General features: G+C 44.3%; 19 protein-coding genes. 13 read left to right on the forward strand and 6 right to left on the reverse strand.

The genetic code is table 11. From position 1 onward, the window contains the following. The first annotated feature begins 259 nt into the window (after positions 1-259). The 6 genes from LHL20_RS16410 (at position 260) to LHL20_RS16435 (ending at position 4,458) form a co-directional block, all read left to right on the forward strand. A complete protein-coding gene (locus LHL20_RS16410; RefSeq protein WP_202262980.1) occupies positions 260-1,120 on the forward strand; it encodes a DUF3014 domain-containing protein in 861 nt (286 codons plus the stop codon). Then, positions 1,107-1,691 (forward strand): DUF1285 domain-containing protein, encoded by a 585-nt coding sequence (locus LHL20_RS16415; RefSeq protein ID WP_226434069.1) that lies wholly within the window; start codon positions 1,107-1,109, stop codon positions 1,689-1,691. The genes LHL20_RS16410 and LHL20_RS16415 overlap by 14 nt, the downstream gene beginning before the upstream one ends. A gap of 68 nt (positions 1,692-1,759) precedes the next feature. Then, positions 1,760-3,052: a metal-dependent hydrolase family protein gene (locus tag LHL20_RS16420; protein WP_226434070.1), complete on the forward strand. Its 1,293-nt coding sequence runs from the start codon at positions 1,760-1,762 to the stop codon at positions 3,050-3,052. A 16-nt stretch (positions 3,053-3,068) separates the two neighbouring features. Further along, on the forward strand, positions 3,069-3,656 hold the full coding sequence (locus LHL20_RS16425; protein WP_226434071.1) for a YqaA family protein: 588 nt from the start codon (positions 3,069-3,071) through the stop codon (positions 3,654-3,656). 122 nt (positions 3,657-3,778) lie between these two features. After that, complete coding sequence (locus LHL20_RS16430; protein ID WP_226434072.1) at positions 3,779-4,240, forward strand: hypothetical protein; 462 nt, start codon at positions 3,779-3,781, stop codon at positions 4,238-4,240. 38 nt (positions 4,241-4,278) lie between these two features. Beyond that, entirely contained in the window at positions 4,279-4,458 is a 180-nt protein-coding gene (locus tag LHL20_RS16435; protein ID WP_159625418.1) for a hypothetical protein, read from the forward strand. Positions 4,459-4,480: 22 nt separating this feature from the next. Here LHL20_RS16435 and tusA read toward each other — a convergent pair whose 3' ends face one another. Genes tusA through rph form a run of 3 tightly spaced genes read right to left on the reverse strand, consistent with a single transcriptional unit; the run spans position 4,481 to position 6,095 of the window. Then, a complete protein-coding gene (gene tusA / locus LHL20_RS16440) occupies positions 4,481-4,741 on the reverse strand; it encodes a sulfurtransferase TusA (protein WP_159625414.1) in 261 nt (86 codons plus the stop codon). Continuing rightward, the gene (gene pyrE / locus LHL20_RS16445; protein ID WP_226434073.1) at positions 4,731-5,372 is read right to left on the reverse strand and encodes an orotate phosphoribosyltransferase; all 642 of its coding nucleotides are present in this window, start codon (positions 5,370-5,372) and stop codon (positions 4,731-4,733) included. Before pyrE ends, tusA begins: the two co-directional genes overlap by 11 nt. A 9-nt stretch (positions 5,373-5,381) precedes the next feature. Beyond that, a complete protein-coding gene (rph, locus tag LHL20_RS16450; protein ID WP_226434074.1) occupies positions 5,382-6,095 on the reverse strand; it encodes a ribonuclease PH in 714 nt (237 codons plus the stop codon). A gap of 264 nt (positions 6,096-6,359) precedes the next feature. On the opposite strand from rph, the gene LHL20_RS16455 reads away from it, so the two are divergent. The 7 genes from LHL20_RS16455 to LHL20_RS16485 all read left to right on the forward strand — a co-directional run bounded on the left by LHL20_RS16455 (position 6,360) and on the right by LHL20_RS16485 (position 13,616). Next, positions 6,360-7,223, forward strand: a complete 864-nt coding sequence (locus LHL20_RS16455; protein ID WP_159625409.1) for a YicC/YloC family endoribonuclease — start codon at positions 6,360-6,362, stop codon at positions 7,221-7,223. A 312-nt stretch (positions 7,224-7,535) separates the two neighbouring features. After that, a complete protein-coding gene (locus LHL20_RS16460; protein ID WP_043877032.1) occupies positions 7,536-8,786 on the forward strand; it encodes a tyrosine-type recombinase/integrase in 1,251 nt (416 codons plus the stop codon). A gap of 1 nt (position 8,787) precedes the next feature. Next, positions 8,788-9,126, forward strand: a complete 339-nt coding sequence (locus LHL20_RS16465; protein ID WP_226434075.1) for a hypothetical protein — start codon at positions 8,788-8,790, stop codon at positions 9,124-9,126. 194 nt (positions 9,127-9,320) lie between these two features. Continuing rightward, on the forward strand, positions 9,321-9,614 hold the full coding sequence (locus LHL20_RS16470; protein WP_226434076.1) for a type II toxin-antitoxin system HigB family toxin: 294 nt from the start codon (positions 9,321-9,323) through the stop codon (positions 9,612-9,614). Between the two features lie 40 nt (positions 9,615-9,654). Further along, on the forward strand, positions 9,655-10,026 hold the full coding sequence (locus LHL20_RS16475; RefSeq protein ID WP_226434077.1) for a helix-turn-helix domain-containing protein: 372 nt from the start codon (positions 9,655-9,657) through the stop codon (positions 10,024-10,026). Positions 10,027-10,051: 25 nt separating this feature from the next. Further along, on the forward strand, positions 10,052-12,460 hold the full coding sequence (locus LHL20_RS16480; RefSeq protein ID WP_226434078.1) for a TOTE conflict system archaeo-eukaryotic primase domain-containing protein: 2,409 nt from the start codon (positions 10,052-10,054) through the stop codon (positions 12,458-12,460). A 469-nt stretch (positions 12,461-12,929) separates the two neighbouring features. Next, positions 12,930-13,616 (forward strand): hypothetical protein, encoded by a 687-nt coding sequence (locus tag LHL20_RS16485; RefSeq protein WP_226434079.1) that lies wholly within the window; start codon positions 12,930-12,932, stop codon positions 13,614-13,616. 136 nt (positions 13,617-13,752) lie between these two features. Here LHL20_RS16485 and LHL20_RS16490 read toward each other — a convergent pair whose 3' ends face one another. From LHL20_RS16490 to LHL20_RS16500, 3 genes are read right to left on the reverse strand one after another with little or no spacing between them, the layout of a single operon-like run. After that, positions 13,753-14,220 carry a type II toxin-antitoxin system death-on-curing family toxin gene (locus tag LHL20_RS16490; RefSeq protein WP_226434080.1) on the reverse strand — a complete coding sequence of 156 codons (468 nt, stop codon included), beginning with the start codon at positions 14,218-14,220 and terminating at the stop codon, positions 13,753-13,755. 16 nt (positions 14,221-14,236) lie between these two features. After that, positions 14,237-15,250: a DNA-binding protein gene (locus tag LHL20_RS16495; RefSeq protein WP_226434081.1), complete on the reverse strand. Its 1,014-nt coding sequence runs from the start codon at positions 15,248-15,250 to the stop codon at positions 14,237-14,239. Next, entirely contained in the window at positions 15,243-17,378 is a 2,136-nt protein-coding gene (locus tag LHL20_RS16500; protein ID WP_226434082.1) for a hypothetical protein, read from the reverse strand. The genes LHL20_RS16495 and LHL20_RS16500 overlap by 8 nt, the downstream gene beginning before the upstream one ends. Positions 17,379-17,389 lie beyond the last annotated feature (11 nt).

A 17,389-nucleotide genomic window follows, 5' to 3' on the forward strand; every position in this document is an offset into this window, starting at 1 on the left:
ATACAAGCACAAATGTTAAACAATTGTTTTATAAATAGCTGCTCTATTTACATTTTAAACGGCTACTTTCTTTTACAGTGAACATGGTTAATTCGCAAATTACGACATAAAAGCAATCGAAAAGTGGCTTTTTGACGTTTAAATCTTCATGAAAAGAGGAATTTACACAACAAGGGAACATTTCTCTTGCTTGAACTTCTAATATTAGGTGTTATCTCTGATAGTATTAGAAAAGGATAGTTTTCGTAGCGGAGTCAATATGAGCGAGTCGTCAGAAAAGAAATCGTTAGGCCCACATTTTATTATTGTTGGTGTTCTTCTCATCGTTATTTTGGCTGTAGTGTTTTGGCCAAGCGACAAAGAGCCTGAGGTGGTAGAAGCCCCTGAGCCGGAAGTCGTTCAGCCTGAAGAAACGCCTACCATAGAGCCAGAAGTATTCGAAACACAACCTGTTGCGCCTACTGTTGAACTTGAAGAGAAAGACGAAGTTGAACCCCTTCCAGAGGTTGTTGACGAAAAGCCTGAACCACTAGATTCGAGTGACCCTGCGATCAAGTCGTCACTTATTAACAGTTCTTCGGCCGATGAAGACACCGTCAATCGAATGTTAGTGAATGAAGGTTTGTTGCAACGCTTTGTCGTTTCAGCGACTAATTTGGCCAACAATGAAATGGCACCAAACCATCAATTACTCACGCCTCCTGAACAAAGTTTCCGCGTTTATTCGCAAGCGGGTAAACAGTGGATTGATGCCGCTAGTTACAAACGCTATACCCCCTATGTGGATATGCTGGAATCGTTTGACAACGAAGCCTTATTAAACGTTTATGCTATTTATAAAGGCGATATCCAAGCCAAATACGCGGAAATTGGTAATCCTGACCAGGACTTTAATGAAGTACTGTTAGACGCCATTGACCAATTACTCGATACGCCAGAAGTGCCTGTGCCGGTTGAAGTGTACACCGACTCAGTTGCTTATAAATATGCTGATGAACGTTTAGAAAATCTTAATGAGCCACAAAAGCAATTATTGCGAACAGGCCCAGATAATATGCGTCGTATTAAAGCAAAATTGCGCGAGCTTAAAGTTTTGGTTGAAGAGCGTGGATCTAACTAGATTTCAACAGCAGTTAAAGGGCACGTCTTCTAAGACGCGCTCTTTGCCGCCTGTCGAAAAATGGGATCCTGATTTTTGTGGTGACATTAATCTAACAATTGCATTAGATGGCCGCTGGTTTTATGAAGGAAGCCCAATAGGTAGGGCAAGCCTTGTTCAATTATTTGCGTCGGTACTCAAAAGAGAAGGCGACAATTACTTTTTGGTTACCCCAGTAGAAAAAGTGGGGATTACGGTTGAAGATACGCCTTTTTTGGTCACGCAATGGCAGAAAACTACAGCCAAAGACACTAATCAGGCCTATTACTTATTCACCACACAAACCGGCGATGAAATACGCCTAGACGACCCTGCTCAATTAACGCTTCGCGTCCCACCAAAAGCAATTCAAGATGCCGATGCCACAGCTATTCCTTACCTCTGTGTGCGACGCAACCTCTGGGCCAGACTTCATCAAAATGTCTATTATCAATTGCTAGAACAGGCAGAGGAAACTACCACGGCAACTGGCACGCAATTTTCTATCAAAAGTGGCAATAGCACGTTCGTTATTGGTGAAGTAAACGCATAACCGCAATTAAGTGTACTAATTAGCAACACATTCGTTATAGTTTACAAAACAACCAAAAGAACACATCAATGAAAAAGACCCTATTATCGCTAGGACTCGCCCTGAGTCTTTCATCGCTTTGCACTAGTACTGTAGCCGACACCTTAATTCACGCAGGTAAAGCTTTTACCGGCACATCCTCAACCCTGCTAGAAAAGGTGACTATCGTTGTAGATGGCAACAAGATTAAGGCCATTCAAAAGGGCTTTGTTGAGGCCGGTAAAGGTGATGAGGTTATTGACCTAAAAGGTCATACTGTTATGCCGGGGTTAATGGACATGCATGTTCACTTATCATCACAACACGGCGGCCCGCAAACCTATTTAGAACGCTTTTCTCTTAACGAAGCAGATTATGCACTGCGCGGCGCAAACTATGCACAAGTTACACTTGAGGCTGGCTTTACCACAGTGCGTAATTTAGGTGATAGCTATAACGAAACAATTGCACTTCGCAATGCGATTTCAAAAGGCATTGCAACCGGCCCACGCATTTATACCGGTGGAAAATCGATTGCTACAACGGGTGGACACGCCGATCCAAGTAATGGTTTTGCGCATTTACTGCGCCCTGATGTCGGGCCAACACAAGGCGTAGTTAACGGAGAGGTGGAAGCTCGAGAAGCGGTGCGAGCTCGCTATCAAGACGGTGCAGATGTTATCAAAATTACCGCTACTGGCGGTGTATTGAGCGTGGCAAAAAGCGGCCAAAACCCGCAGTTTATGACCGATGAACTCGACGCCATTGTGCAAACCGCAAAAGATTATGGCATGACGGTAGCGGTCCACGCCCACGGTAAAGAAGGGATGAAACGCGCTATTGAAGCAGGCGTTGATTCCATTGAACACGGCACCTACATGGACGATGAAATTCGCGCACTAATGAAAAAGAAAGGCACATACTACGTGCCAACCATATTGGCAGGTAAGTTCGTCGCTGAAAAAGCGAAAATAGATGGCTTTTTCCCAGAATTGGTTAGACCTAAAGCGGCTGCCATAGGCCCATTAATTCAAAAAACCTTTGAACGTGCTCATAAGGCAGGCGTGAAAATTGCTTTTGGTACAGACAGTGGAGTTTCAGCCCACGGTGACAATGCCAAAGAGTTTGCGCTTATGGTGGAAGCGGGTATGTCACCTGCCAATGCATTACTTAGCGCGACTGTAAATAGTGCAGAACTCCTTGGTATTAGCGACATACTGGGCACGTTATCTGAAGGTAAATTGGCAGACATCGTGGCAGTTTCGGGCAACCCTCTAGAAGACATCTCGGTAATGGAATCGGTGTCTTTTGTAATGAAAGATGGGGTTGTTTACAAACAATAGAAAATGAAAGGGTTACATGGCACTCGGTAAGAAAGTAAAAAAGAAAACCAAGCAACTGGTTGACTCAAAGCACATGTTAAAAGGCATTACCTTTGCGTCATTTCTCGAGTCCACTATCGTACCCATTCCACTAGAAGCGGTTATGGTGCCATTAATGCAGGCTAGACGAGAATCACTCTGGCAAATCGCATTAATGGCTACTATCGGCTGTGTTTTAGGGGCAGTATTTGGTTATGCCTTGGGTTATTACCTATTTGATCTTGTCGGCCAGTGGGCAATAGACACCTTTTTTAGCCAATCCCAGTTTGATAGCGTTAAAACCAAAATGGAAAACCAAGGTTTTTGGTTTGTGATGACACTGGGTATCGCGCCCATCCCTTTCCAGGTTGCCATGCTTGCCGCAGGTGCTACCCAATATTCTCTCGGGCTCTTTTTGCTCGCAACTGTGATAGCACGTTCATTGCGTTATTTCGGCCTAGCAGCTGTGGTGTACTACACCGGTGATAAAGCAGAGCAACTCATCAAGCGCTACAGAATGAAAGCCGTTATCGCAATTACGTTAGTGGTATTGCTGTTGTGGTGGCTATCCAATTTAATTCGTTAGCACTTTCGGGCGTACACAGTCTGCGATAATTTCACTGTCGATTAACGGAATAGATTTTTTCAACTTTACATTTGATAATGATTCTCATTTGCACTAATGTAAGAAAAAAAGGAGGTGCAAATATGAATTCCCAGCGATTATGCCCTGTTTACCGAAAGTGGTTACAACTACACCCAGCTAACGCTCGCGCGCATCGACTCAGCTTACAAATTCAAGCACAAGAAGCCCATAAACAAGGCAAAAGCGCGTTTGCCCGAGACATGTGTTATCAAGCATTTGAAACAGCAAAGGTCGTGCTGACTGCGCTGCAACCGGTGTCGAAAAGCAATATTAGCACCGCCTATAACGACATCATTTCATTTGGCGCTTTGGGTATGTATTTGTCATCTTTACTTCAACGCGCATACAAAAAACATGAAGCTCACGAGGTGTTACAAGAGTGTCAGCAACTCCTTATTGCGGTGATGCCACTGCATGCAGCCAATCCTTCTGTTTGCCGTCTGATAAGCGCGGTTCAGCATTGTGTAGACAGCAAGGGCTTACCGCCAAATACACTGCCAATGCCAAACGTGGCTTGTCACTAAAATTCTTTAAGTAAAAGACATGTAGCGAGGAGAACATTATGCCTTCACAACAGCATGATCACGAAGACAACTTTATTGCGTTAAATGTTAGAGCTTCTGTGCTTAAGAAGATGCTCAGCGGTGAGAACTTACATATGAGCGACATACATTGTACCTGCTCTCAAAGCAAACAAGCGTTACAGCGGCTTTTACTGCAAGCCGTTAGTACAAGCAAATAATGTTTAGAAAATAGAAGAGGCGCTACGCGCGCCCCTTTTTAATGACATATTGATAGGGCATCTCATCAGTTTGCGATGCCACTAGCGTGTGGTCCATAAACCGGCAAAAGCTTGGAATATCTCTTGCCGTAGATGGATCATCAGCGGTCACCGATAGCGTTTCACCATCGGCCAGTTTTCGAATGTTTAAACGAACCATCATCACGGGCTCTGGGCAGCGAAGCCCTATTGCATCAAGATGCGTATTCGCATCACTGAATGCTTTTGCGAAATCAGATGCCATAGCTTTCACGGTACTTATTGATAGCACTAATTTGCGCGTCGTGATCACCTTGTTCAGTAAGGTAAGCGACCACATCTGCAAGTGACACAATAGAGATGACTTGCGTGTTAAAGTCTCGCTCAACTTCCTGAATAGCAGATAACTCACCGTTACCACGCTCTTGTCTATCAAGGGCAATTAACACACCTGACAAACTGGCTTGTTGCTGCTCAATAAGTGTCATAGATTCACGAATGGCCGTACCTGCGGTAATCACATCGTCAACAAGCATAACGCGCCCTTCAAGTGGGCTACCGACTAAATTGCCGCCTTCACCATGGGTTTTGGCTTCTTTGCGGTTGAAACAGTACGGCACATCGAGGTCGTGTGAGTCAGCAAGAGCAACAGCAGTAGTCGTTGCAATAGGAATGCCTTTGTAAGCTGGCCCAAAAAGCACATCAAACTCTACGCCCGCATCCATAAGTGCATCAGCATAAAAACGCCCCAACTTAGCCAAATCTCCGCCGCGATTAAACAAACCAGCATTGAAGAAATACGGGCTAACGCGACCAGACTTCAGCGTAAACTCACCAAACTTCAGTACGCCACGGGCAATAGCAAACTCAATAAAATCTCGCTGAAACGCTTTCATAATAACCTCTTACGCCAATGCTGCTTTTTGAATATCGAACAACTCACGCAAACCGTGCTTACCAATTTTCAACATTTCTTCCAATTCTTCGAACGAGAATGGTTCGCCCTCTGCCGTACCTTGTACTTCGATAAGCTTGCCAGTTTCTGTCATCACAATATTCATGTCTGTTTCAGCTGCTGAGTCTTCGGTGTATTCCAAATCAGCAATAGGCATACCTTCGTAGATACCCACTGAAAGCGCTGCAATCATATGTTTAAGCGGGTTGGTCTTAATAATGCCCTTGCTGCGCATAAAAGTAAGTGCATCAACTAACGCAACACATGCGCCGGTAATTGAAGCAGTACGCGTACCGCCATCAGCTTGAATAACATCACAGTCTAGCGTAATAGTGTTTTCGCCCAACAATTGCAAATCAACAGCAGCGCGAAGAGAACGTGCGATAAGACGTTGAATTTCAAGCGTACGGCCACCTTGCTTACCACGTGCAGCTTCGCGTCCACTGCGCGTGTGCGTTGCGCGAGGTAGCATGCTGTATTCCGCCGTGATCCAACCTTTACCTTGGCCTTTCATAAAGCGCGGTACACCTTCTTCTACCGTCGCATTACACAACACCTTAGTGTTACCAAACTCCACCAGCACAGAGCCTTCAGCGTGGCATGTGTATTGACGAGTAATTGTAACAGGGCGAATTTGACTGGCGGTTCTGCCGCTTGGACGCATAGTGTTCTCCACAACGTAAATGCTAAAAGGGGGGCGATGAATGCATTATTTATCTGCTACAAGCAAGTTTAATAATGCACAGCGCAATAATATCGCTAAGTATAACGCAATACCCCTAACCGTTAAAAACGAACTTTGTATAGAAATAGGGTTTTGTGCGCTAATATAAAGAGTACAAGAAAACCTGTCCGTGAAGATATTGTATACAACACGTTCCATTCGCGTTGTTTTTGCAGGTTTTCATATTTAATTTTAAGGAATTTTATGATTTACAGCATGACTGCCTTCGCACGCGTAGAGACCAAGAAAGACTGGGGTTCCGCGGTGTGGGAAATTCGTTCAGTGAACCAACGCTTTTTAGAAACCTATTTTCGCTTACCTGAACAATTTCGTTCTTTAGAGCCGGTACTTAGAGAGCGATTTCGCAAAAAGCTGGCGCGCGGAAAAGTAGAGTGCGCTTTGCGTTTTACTGCAAACGATGCGGCTGTAACGAAGTTGAGTCTAAACGAAGAATTGGCCAAGCAAGTGCTTCACGCGGCAGACTGGGTGCAATCTCATGGACAATCTACCGGCGTTAACCCACTAGACGTGCTGCGCTGGCCTGGTGTTATTGCCGCTGAAGAAACCGATATGGATACCATTCACGGTGATGTTATGGCGGCATTCGACCAAGCCCTAACCGACTTTATCAGTGCCCGTGCGACTGAAGGTGAAGCGCTTAAAGGTATGATTACACAGCGTCTTGATGCTATTGAGGTTGAAGTCGAAAAAGTAACCGCTAAGATGCCAGAAATTATGGTATGGCAGCGCGAAAAAGTGCAAGCCCGTTTTGAAGAAGCGAAAGTGGAGCTAGACGCCGGTCGTTTCGAGCAAGAGATGATTATGCTTGCTCAAAAAGTGGATGTAGCCGAAGAGTTAGATCGCCTTAATGCGCACGTTGCAGAAACGCGTAACATTCTTAAAAAAGGCGGAGCAGTAGGGCGTCGTTTAGACTTTATGATGCAAGAATTTAATCGCGAATCAAACACGCTGGGTTCGAAGTCAATTAGTACTGAGATCACGCAATCAGCTGTTGAGCTTAAGGTACTTATTGAGCAAATGCGCGAGCAGATCCAGAATATAGAATAGTTTTTACCTGCCCATGGATATCTTAGAAGCCCTGTTATTTGATTGTAAATACAGGGCTTTTTATTTTCCCCGTCCAAATCGGTTTACAGATGTCCGTTACCAACTACCTGTTTAGTGGTGGGCAGAATGGTGGGCAGCCCCCTCATTTTTGCTCAATAAGCATTTTGCGGTGAGCAAATTGGTGGGCAGTAAGTTACCCAATTTTCGCATTTAACTCGCCACCACAACAGGTTAGCTGCTGATTCAATAAGCAAATCGGTGGTGGGCAGCCATTATTGCCCCCTCCATTATTTCAGCAACTATGGAGTAAACATGGGAAAACTCACAGCAAAACAGGTTATTGCATACAGCAAAGCCGACCCCAAAAAATATTCAGATGGTGAAGGTCTATATTTTTGCGTCCGCAAACAAGGCTCGCCTTACTGGATGATCCGCTACACCACAGCCAAAGGACGACGAGAAGCAACCTTGGGGCAATTTCCTTTAATGTCGTTGGCAGACGCTCGAATTGCCGCCGCATACTTTCGAAAGGAAGTACGTGACGGCATAGATCCTCTTCTAGAAAAACAGAAAATCGAGTTACCTGACATTGAAACCGTGGATCAACTGTTCCATGACTGGTATCGAACCGATCTTAGTCGACGACTTAAGCATCCCAAGATTCCGTATCGGGTTTACACCAAAGACATAAGCCCAGTCATTGGCATTAAGTGTATTGCTGAGGTGACCGCACGTGACGTGCGGGAGGTGCTAGAGCGCATTCGAGAAAGTAACCGCCCTACCATTGCCAACGATACCTTGATGTACATGAAGCAGCTGTTTCGACATGCGATAAAGCTCGACTTAACGCTGAACAACCCAGCCGCAGCCTTCACCGTGGACGATGCCGGTGGCGTGGAGTCCAGTAAAGACAGGATGCTCAGCAAAGAAGAAATTCACTACGCCTTTAGTGTGTTTCACACCCATATCAACAGCTTTGGCCGCGATAACTACCTCGCTTGCTGCCTGTTTTTGGTGTTGGGTGTGCGCAAAAGCGAATTGTGCGAAGCCATGTGGCGTGAAATGGATTTAACCACAGGCGTGTGGGATCTTCCCAAAGAACGCAGTAAAACTGGCGTGCCAATCAGCATCCCTTTACCGCGCCAAGCCATTGCTTGGTTTAACGAGTTGCAAATCCGCGCTTGTGGCTCGCCTTATGTTTTCCCAGCCAGACGAGCAAGCCATCGTCCGCATATGGGGCCAGATACGCTTAACCGTGCCATTTCTAAGCTCTTTGGTCGCGAGCCTGGGCGCAAAAAGCAGCCTCCCAATAAAATGGGCAAACTTGAACACTTCACCGTACACGATTTGCGCCGCACCTTTCGCAGCCTTGCCGCCTCTTTGGGCATTGCAGGCAACGTGGCCGAACGCTGCCTTAACCATAAGCTAAAAGGCGTTGAGGGCATCTACGACCGCCACGATTACTTTGAAGAGCGCCGTATTGCCCACCAAACCGTAGCTGATGTGGTTGAACCGCTGGTGAACTTTGAGCCCGCTTCACAACACCACACCGGAGGGCGCTAATATGCAGTTTATGATGCGACTCGCCCCCATTACCTTTCCAATAGCCATGCTGGCAGGCCTTGGCTGGTGTATTGGCATTGCCTTACTCGAACAAACTTATGGCGTAGGCTACACACTTACTCGGTATTGCCTGATGGTATTCATGGTACTCGCTCCTTGGCTGACGCTAAAACTCACGTTCTACGTGATTGTCGGCCTAGGACGTAAACTAGGACTCATCCCGCCTGCACGCCCAACGTATAGCCTAGGTTATGAAGAATCACTCTATTGGTTCAGAGTATTAGCCTTCTTCGATGGCAAACGCAGCCGTATGCCAAAAAAGCCAATCAGGCGAAACTAGCAGCCCCCATTTACTCACTTACCGTGGGCAGTTGGGACAATGGGGCAACACTAGATATGCCGAGCTTTAGAGGGTGAATAAGAGGAAATTAAACTGCCCCAAGGAATGGGGCAGTTGGGGATGCGGTAACAACTCCTAACCGCATCAAGAATACCAAACTTGCAAAAGTCCCAAATTGGGACTAACATCTGTTTATGAGAATTATCGCATTATCAACCTTAAAAACATTTTGGGAAGACAGCCCAGAATACATTGACGCTAAAGAGCCAACGTTAGCGTGGTATAGGCATGCATTAAACGCTGATTGGGGAGCACCGGCGGATGTGAAACAGGACTTTAGAAATGCCAGCATCCTCAAAGATGGACGTGTCGTGTTTAACATTGCCGGTAATAAATACCGATTAGTCGTTTGGATCAATTATGCCTACAAGGTGGTTTACATACGGTTTATCGGCAGCCATGCGCAATACGATAAAATTGATGTGTAAACGATTTGAAGCCAAAAGGTAGTAACAAGAGGTAAATATAATGGACATCAGACCTATTAAAACAGATGCCGACTACCGCGCGGCATTAAACGACATCGAAAACCTAATGATGGCGGAGCCTGATACCGTCGAAGGCGAAAAGCTGGACATTTTGGTTACGTTAGTTGAAGCCTACGAAGCAAAGCATTTCCCAATGGATTTGCCAGACCCTGTTGAGGCAATAAAGTTTGAGATGGAGCGCAAAGGCTTAACGGTTAAAGATCTTGAACCCATGATAGGTAAAAGCAATCGTGTTTATGAAATCCTAAACCATAAGCGATCACTCACGCTAAAAATGATTTGGAAGCTTCATGAAGGACTAGGTATTCCAGCAGAGTCGCTGATCAAGCAACCGCAAGTTCGCGCTTCATAGCGCTGCGAATCAAAATTAGTTTGTTATGAATGACGCTCGCTACTCAAACATTTCTGCTATTGATAACATGCTAGCTGAGCTTGAAAACGAAAAGCAGCGGCTTCTCGCATTAAGAGAGGCTTTGCGTAGCGCTCAAAACGAACGTTCAGTACAGACATTCACGCCAGAACAAAAGGTCGCCCTATTCAGACAACGATTTCGTGGACGAGAGGATATCTTTGCCAATCGTTGGCAAAATCAACAGGGCCGCAGTGGCTATTCCGTAGCCTGTGATAATGAATGGGTAAACGGGGTTTGCAACAAACCCCGCATTAAATGCCAAGACTGTTCACACCGCAAGTTTAGCGAACTAAACGAGCGCATTATTTACAGGCACCTTACCGGTCATCAAGTGGTGGGGCTGTATCCCTTACTGAAAGATAATACGTGCTATTTGTTGGCAGCCGATTTTGACAAAGGCTGTTGGCAAGAAGAAGTCAAAGCAATGTCTAAAGCGTGCCAAGAGTTTGATATTCCGCACGCGATAGAAATCTCGCGTTCTGGCAACGGAGCGCATTTATGGATCTTTTTTGAAACCAATATCCCAGCTAACCAAGCTCGGGCACTGGGTTTCGCTTTGCTTGATAAGGCCATGGAAATATTTCCAAATCTATCGTTTGACTCCTATGACAGGCTATTTCCTAACCAAGATGTCCTTCCTGAAGGAGGGTTTGGCAATCTCATTGCGCTACCACTTCAAAAGGAGGCTCGCCTTTCAGGCCGTAGCTGCTTTGTTGACAATGACCTGAATGCGATTGACGATCAATGGCAGTACCTTGCTGAGCTTAAAACGCTCACGCAATCGAGTATTGATCAACTCATAACAACCATTTCACCCAATACCCTATTACTGTCCGAACAAGGTCTAATAGACAACCGCCCTCCTTGGGAAATCACAGCCAAAGCCGCACCAATAAAATTAGAGTCTTTGCCGAAAACCGTGACCATTACCTTGGCCAACCATATCTACTTTTTGATGAGCGAGTTACCAGGGCCACTACTGGTAGGACTAAAGCGATTAGCTAGTTTTTCTAATCCTGTGTTTTTTAAAACACAAGCGTTGCGCTTTTCAACCCATGGCATTCCGAGGTTTATTTCCTGTGCTCGTATTGAAAACGGTTATCTAGCACTACCGCGAGGCTGTCTCGATGACTCGATTGCTTTACTACAAGAGCACAATATTTCGCCACTGTTTGACGATAAGCGTGAAATCGGCAGACCATTATTAAAACTTACCCCCGAGTTCACTTTGCGAAAGAACCAGCGAGACGCAGTGGCCGCAATATCTAAACATGACTTCGGTATTTTGCATGCGCCGACCGCATTTGGAAAAACGGTTACTGCCATCGGCATGATCGTAAAACGCAAAGTAAATACCCTCATACTGGTTCATAGCCGACAACTGCTTGAACAATGGCAAGAGCGCTTGCGCACGTTCCTACCGGATGTAAACATTGGCAGTATAGGCGGTGGCAAGAGAAAGCCGAGTGGCATTATCGACATTGCCACCTACCAAAGCTTGGTTAATAAAAAAGACAACTCCATCACGCCTCTCATCCAAGACTACGGCCACATTATTGTTGATGAATGCCACCATCTGTCTGCGCCAAGGTTTGAAATGGTACTCAACGAGGTAAGAGCAAAATATGTATTGGGCCTAACAGCAACGCCAGAGCGACAAGATGGCCATCAGAAGATCATTTTTATGGCGGCAGGGCCCATTCGCTATAAAGTGAAACAAAGCCCTGATGAGCAATTTACTCAAACCGTAATGATTCATCAGTTCTACGATATACCGCCAGCTGAGCTAATAAAAACAGATGAGCGCCCAAAAATAAGCGATGCCTATCGCTGGCTCGCCGATAATGGACAGCGCACTTCAAAAATTGTCTCAGACGCCTCTCAGTGTGTTCAAAATGGTGGACACCCGTTAGTCCTTACAGAGCGCAGAGAGCACGCAGAGTACATACACTCACGACTTACCGAGATGGGTATAAGCACTGTCGTACTTAAAGGTGCCATGAAAGCTGCGGAACGCAAGAACGCTGACAATCATCTGCAATCGGCTCAAGTCGTCGTCGCAACAGGAAAATATGTAGGCGAAGGGTTTGACCTACCAAGACTGGATACGTTGTTTTTGGCCATGCCCATCGCATGGAAAGGTACATTGGCTCAATATGCCGGTCGTATTCATCGTGAATCGGAAGAAAAAACACAAGTCACCATTCACGACTATGTGGACTGCGCCCTCCCTATGCTGCAACGCATGTTTAAAAAACGCGAGAAAAGCTACAAGGCAATGGGGTACGCCCTTGAATACTTTGAGGGTAACAGTGACAAGCAACCTTCACTCAAGTTGGAAGACACCTCTCCATCAAATCCCAAGTTAAATTAGCAAGCCGCTCTTCGTTGAACACTTCCTCATACTTTTATACCCATACGCCAAAACCACTATCCGTTTGGCTTTTGGATCGAAACGCCAAACAGGGAAATTAGACCACTTACTGTTTGGCTTCTCGATTGAAATCCAACGCTGGTAGGCCTTGCCATTACTGGCTCAAAGCAAGGTTTGGCACTTTTTTCGCCCTAAACCAACCTCGGCATCAAAGTACAAACCGTTTGATTTTTTAAACCCAGAATGCAAACGATCGTTTGGCGTCTCGATTTTTTTGCACTAGTTGAATACCGCCAAACAGAGCCGCATTGGACGATATATTTCAATCAGTTAGCCGCGCACAGGTCATCATAAAAAGCCGATTTGACTGGTTAGTTTGATGGCCATTTCTTTCATCTAATTCACCACCGCGTCTGCACCCGACGACTGAAAATAGACGGCATGATGAACCAACAAGGTGATAAGTGACGTGTTATGGGCAAGTGCTAACGATTGGGATAGAGAATGGATACAACAGGTGGTCGCTTTACTGGTTGGGCATGGCGCGTTTACCCTCTACCCAGCATTAAGCCAGTGCGATAATGCCGCCGAACGTTTAACCCGCTGGCTGACCTATCAGTTACCGCGCATTAAACAAGCGCATCCAGGCTGCCCGATTCACCAATGGCTAAATAGCATTGGCGCACAAGTGATCGTAGAAAAGTGGCAAAGCCCCGAGCAATGGCCAAACCTGTATTGGCTGCCTTTACCTGAGGTTGATGGCCACGCGCAAGGCGGGTTGGTTTTGTTACCGGCACATTTATTACCGACAAATAGGGATGACACGATTCAAACCAGAATATTGCAAGCAAACACACCTGCCAACGCCTGTATCTTTTGGTGCATTTCGCCTTTTTCTAAAACAGGAAAGCGCACTACCTTGCACCCCAAACAGCAAAACCGCGCCTTTTGCCTGCCCAGTTCGCCGGAGCAAATAGGAAAATCATGCACAGGGTTATTACTGAGAGGTTTGAAAAAAGAAAGCCAAAAACGAAACGGCAAAGTGATCAGCCACCAGATTAACCTAGCGCTGCTGCACCACCTTTGTGGGCCGGAGAATGATGTGTGGATGGAAGCTAATTTTGGTGCCGTAACTGATTACGGTAGCAAAAATTAGAAGCCTTAAAAACGAGTAACCCCTCGCGGGGCGCTGATCTAACGGGTAGCGGGAGGGGTGTTGTTGATGCGATTTTAATATTAACAATGCTAAATGGCCATATACTCGTACCATCTCGTGATGATCCACGAAATGGTTAGTAATCTTTAGCTGCTTCGATCGCTTCAAATATAGTCAATTTAACGGACTCTGGATAATCGTCGTCATAAAGTACTGAGCTGATGATCTGACGTAATAGATCCTTGTCGATCACGTTATCTGCAACCCAAACGACGATGTTTTCCATTTCTTTGGCAAAGCGCTTTACCACATAGTCAAAACCGTTTAATTCAAGGAAATAAGCGCCTAACACCAACGATGATCGTTTATTGCCATCATTAAAAGCATGGTTTTTATTAATGGAGAATACCAAGTGAGTCAGCTTGTCCTCAATTTCTGGGTAATACCAGTCATTTTGTATGTGTTCTAAGGGGCTGGCTAACTGACCAACGTCTTTGGTGCCTGCTAGCCCGCCAGAATGCTCTATGATCCAATCGTGAACGCTAATCGCATGCGCCACATCGAAATAGAAGAACCGTAAGCCTGTGTCTGTAGAATCGCTCATAGCCACATTCCTTTGCTTATCGATCTTTCAAGCGTTTGAGTACAGCCAATGTTTCTGGATCACTCAATTGCTCTTCCAAAGAACGGCTCTTCTCACCTAAGAAGCGATCAAAATCAGCTTCGGGTACCGATTGAATATAAGCTTCCAGCTTTTCATGCAAGGCATCACGGAAGCACAAATCGCGGCTGGCCATTTTAGTTCTGGCATCCAAAATCAGCGGTTTGAACAGAGGGTGACTTTCAAAACTCGCAAACAACCCCTCCGCCTCTTTCTGCGAAAGCTTGCGGCCTAACTTATTGCTAGCTTGCTCTAGTTCATGAGCAATACCTGATTCGTAGCTGGCAATCAGATTAAGCACTTCTGAATATAGGGTCTCGCGGATATTGGTTTTCGTTGCTAGGTTTAAAACCTTTTTATATTCAGTCGCGTTTTCATGAAAAATGCTCTGATATATGAGGTTAGTAAAGCGTGCATACGTCCATTTATTGACCTCTACATACTTATCCAATGCATCAGTGAACTGACGACGGTAGTTTTCTTCTTGCAGAGCAGAGACAAGGTAATTTTCATCACGCTGATTAATAAACTTAGTATGACCACCCACACGCTCAGCCATTACATCCAGTACAATGTCGAGCAGACGTGAACGCAAAAGGCGTGCGGGCTCACTTTCTGTTAGTAACATCCCTATGTTGAGCACTGCACGAAAACTGAACAAACCCAGCGCGGTGGTTTTGGTACCGTCATTGATGTCGGTACCAGAAGTTAGTCCTTTGAATTCCTTTAGTTTTTTACCTTTTAGCACCTGATAGCCGTTGCATTTTAACTCATCGGCATGGCTGGATAAGTAGCGCTCAATAGTACGGTCTGTAACGTCATACAAGGCAACCACCTGTGCCTTGGTAAATACCGTTTCACCTTCAAAGGTCACACCGCCCAAGCCTAAGTGCTGCTCGGCTTGTTGCAGCGCGTAGCGGTTGTTAAGGATATTTTGGCGGTCATGTGATGAAGCGGTTAGGTCTTTAGCCATTCGAGCTCCCCTCGCTGAATTCTTCTAAAATTTTGTCACATTCATCTACAACGTACTCGGGAATAAGGTCGAAGCGTGTTGGGTCAAGCTGAAATATAAACTCATTTTCAATATGATAAGTTTCGTTGATGAATTTTCTAATCACCGAATTTTCAACTTCCTCTATATTTAACAAAATTCTAATCAGTTGTAGTTTTTCATAGCCATTATTGCTTTGTAGATACAGCTCTTTTATTTTCTCGTCATTACTGAACAGAGTAACTAAGGATAGATAATCACTTGGAAGTTCAGAAATAAAGCGTTGTATATCACTAATACCAGTACTTAAATCAATACTTGATAGCGGCGTATTTAGCCCTTCTGCATTTCTAGGAATGCGAAAATCTTCTGGATCATCTCGTTTTTTAAACACATTCGATAGAACTTCATACCCATTATCGAGCTCACCTAGCACTTCATATCTTCGTCTCAAATATATCAATTTTATAATTGGGTCACTTTCAGACGAAAATACATTTTCACAAATTTGAACAAAGGTTTTGATGTCTTCATTAGAAATAGGCTGCTCTTTAATTTCCCCGCTTCGTAAGCATAAATACGACGCAAAAACTTGGTTACTAAACTTCCGACGTACCGACCTTAGAGTATCAATAATAGGCTCAACATCATGAGTAAGCATCAATACTGTCTTGCTTTTTAAACAATCGCTAGCATCTCGGCGAAACAACATCTCTAAAATTGCATATTTTTTATTTTTATCAAAAGACGATATCGGATCATCAAGTATTACTAAATCAGGCTTTTTAGCTAGGCATTCATACATGAAAAGTACTATTGAAAAGGCATTGCGTTCACCAAAACTTAAATGCTGATCTCCACCGCTAAGATGAGTCGAATTATCGATATGTCGTAATTTTAACTGCGCCTGTTCGCCTTCACCAACAATTGCGACCTGGTAGCGATAACCTGCAAATGTAAGAAAATTATTAATATCAGTTTGATGCTTTTCAACTAATTCTTTCATTTCTTTGCGCTGAAGATTAATTTTTCCTTGCAAAGGGCCTGCTTGCTTTAGTAGCTGTTCAATTGATAAATTTATTGTGGATATTGTTTCATTGGTTTTAACCGAATTTAAAGTATCGAAGAACTGAAGGTCGATTATATAACCCTGCAATTTTTGTTTAACATTTTCTCCTTCATTGAAATCAAATCCTGTTAAGCCTTTGAGTTTTTCCAGTTTGGCTACCAAGTCGTCAATCTGTGATTTCACAGTTACTATAAAGGTTTCATGCTCTTTTTCGAGCCCGTTTTTTAACGATTTAATAACATCTAGATTTTTCCTTGCTGCATCTGAAAAATATTCACCAAGCTTATTGATAACATCAATAACACTCACAAGGTTTTTAATTAAATTTTTATCGTATTCTTTGCTTACATTTGCTATTTGATCTTTCTTACTTGCCGCATCACTTGTACAAAAAGGACAAGAATCTGATAAGCCAGAAAATTCCTTATGCCCTTTAGCTTGCCAATCAATCCAATTTACACAATTTGAACTTTGAATAAAGGGTTGGTAAGGTTGTAATCCATCAGGAATATGGTCAATTTTATTTGAACTAGAGAGCGCCTTTGCACCGGTTGATGTTTTGGCCAAACCACCACTGGCGGTAACTTTAAATGCCCGTGACAATTCATTTAAATTTGATAAAAGCGCTTCCAGTTCTGTGTTGTTCGCAAATTGTTGCTTAACTAAACTGGTAAAGGTTTCTATATCTCGCTCTTTTTCTTGATAAGCATCTGTGCGTATAAAAATATCAAAACTATTGCTAACGACCTCTTCAGGCTTAAAAGTAAACTTATTCACGTACTCTTCGTTAAAACAGAGAACACTTTTGATATTTTCAATACCAAGCACATCGGGTTGGATATCATCTACATTTTCGCTGCGAAACTTAAAGGGTAAAAGATCAGCAAGCGCTTTTTCGTCATCTGTTACTGCGTATTGGATGGCTTTAGAAATTGTACTTTTACCGGTTCCATTCGGGGCAAACTTAATATTCAACTTACTTGGCACAATAGCCACATTGGCCATCGTGATGTTGTTACAGTTTTTAATTTCAATGTCCATATCGCCATCCT

This window comes from Alteromonas sp. McT4-15 (assembly GCF_020515205.1).
Classification (GTDB): Bacteria; Pseudomonadota; Gammaproteobacteria; order Enterobacterales; family Alteromonadaceae; genus Alteromonas.

What these genes read in the sequence shown, in the direction of transcription:
- LHL20_RS16410 (WP_202262980.1), top strand. Translation starts at nt 260, where the DNA reads ATGAGCGAGTCGTCAGAAAAGAAATCGTTAGGCCCACATTTTATTATT.
- LHL20_RS16420 (WP_226434070.1), top strand. Translation starts at nt 1,760, where the DNA reads ATGAAAAAGACCCTATTATCGCTAGGACTCGCCCTGAGTCTTTCATCG.
- LHL20_RS16425 (WP_226434071.1), top strand. Translation starts at nt 3,069, where the DNA reads ATGGCACTCGGTAAGAAAGTAAAAAAGAAAACCAAGCAACTGGTTGAC.
- LHL20_RS16430 (WP_226434072.1), top strand. Translation starts at nt 3,779, where the DNA reads ATGAATTCCCAGCGATTATGCCCTGTTTACCGAAAGTGGTTACAACTA.
- LHL20_RS16435 (WP_159625418.1), top strand. Translation starts at nt 4,279, where the DNA reads ATGCCTTCACAACAGCATGATCACGAAGACAACTTTATTGCGTTAAAT.
- tusA (WP_159625414.1), bottom strand. Translation starts at nt 4,741, where the DNA reads ATGGCATCTGATTTCGCAAAAGCATTCAGTGATGCGAATACGCATCTT.
- pyrE (WP_226434073.1), bottom strand. Translation starts at nt 5,372, where the DNA reads ATGAAAGCGTTTCAGCGAGATTTTATTGAGTTTGCTATTGCCCGTGGC.
- rph (WP_226434074.1), bottom strand. Translation starts at nt 6,095, where the DNA reads ATGCGTCCAAGCGGCAGAACCGCCAGTCAAATTCGCCCTGTTACAATT.
- LHL20_RS16455 (WP_159625409.1), top strand. Translation starts at nt 6,360, where the DNA reads ATGATTTACAGCATGACTGCCTTCGCACGCGTAGAGACCAAGAAAGAC.
- LHL20_RS16460 (WP_043877032.1), top strand. Translation starts at nt 7,536, where the DNA reads ATGGGAAAACTCACAGCAAAACAGGTTATTGCATACAGCAAAGCCGAC.
- LHL20_RS16465 (WP_226434075.1), top strand. Translation starts at nt 8,788, where the DNA reads ATGCAGTTTATGATGCGACTCGCCCCCATTACCTTTCCAATAGCCATG.
- LHL20_RS16470 (WP_226434076.1), top strand. Translation starts at nt 9,321, where the DNA reads ATGAGAATTATCGCATTATCAACCTTAAAAACATTTTGGGAAGACAGC.
- LHL20_RS16475 (WP_226434077.1), top strand. Translation starts at nt 9,655, where the DNA reads ATGGACATCAGACCTATTAAAACAGATGCCGACTACCGCGCGGCATTA.
- LHL20_RS16480 (WP_226434078.1), top strand. Translation starts at nt 10,052, where the DNA reads ATGAATGACGCTCGCTACTCAAACATTTCTGCTATTGATAACATGCTA.
- LHL20_RS16490 (WP_226434080.1), bottom strand. Translation starts at nt 14,220, where the DNA reads ATGAGCGATTCTACAGACACAGGCTTACGGTTCTTCTATTTCGATGTG.
- LHL20_RS16495 (WP_226434081.1), bottom strand. Translation starts at nt 15,250, where the DNA reads ATGGCTAAAGACCTAACCGCTTCATCACATGACCGCCAAAATATCCTT.
- LHL20_RS16500 (WP_226434082.1), bottom strand. Translation starts at nt 17,378, where the DNA reads ATGGACATTGAAATTAAAAACTGTAACAACATCACGATGGCCAATGTG.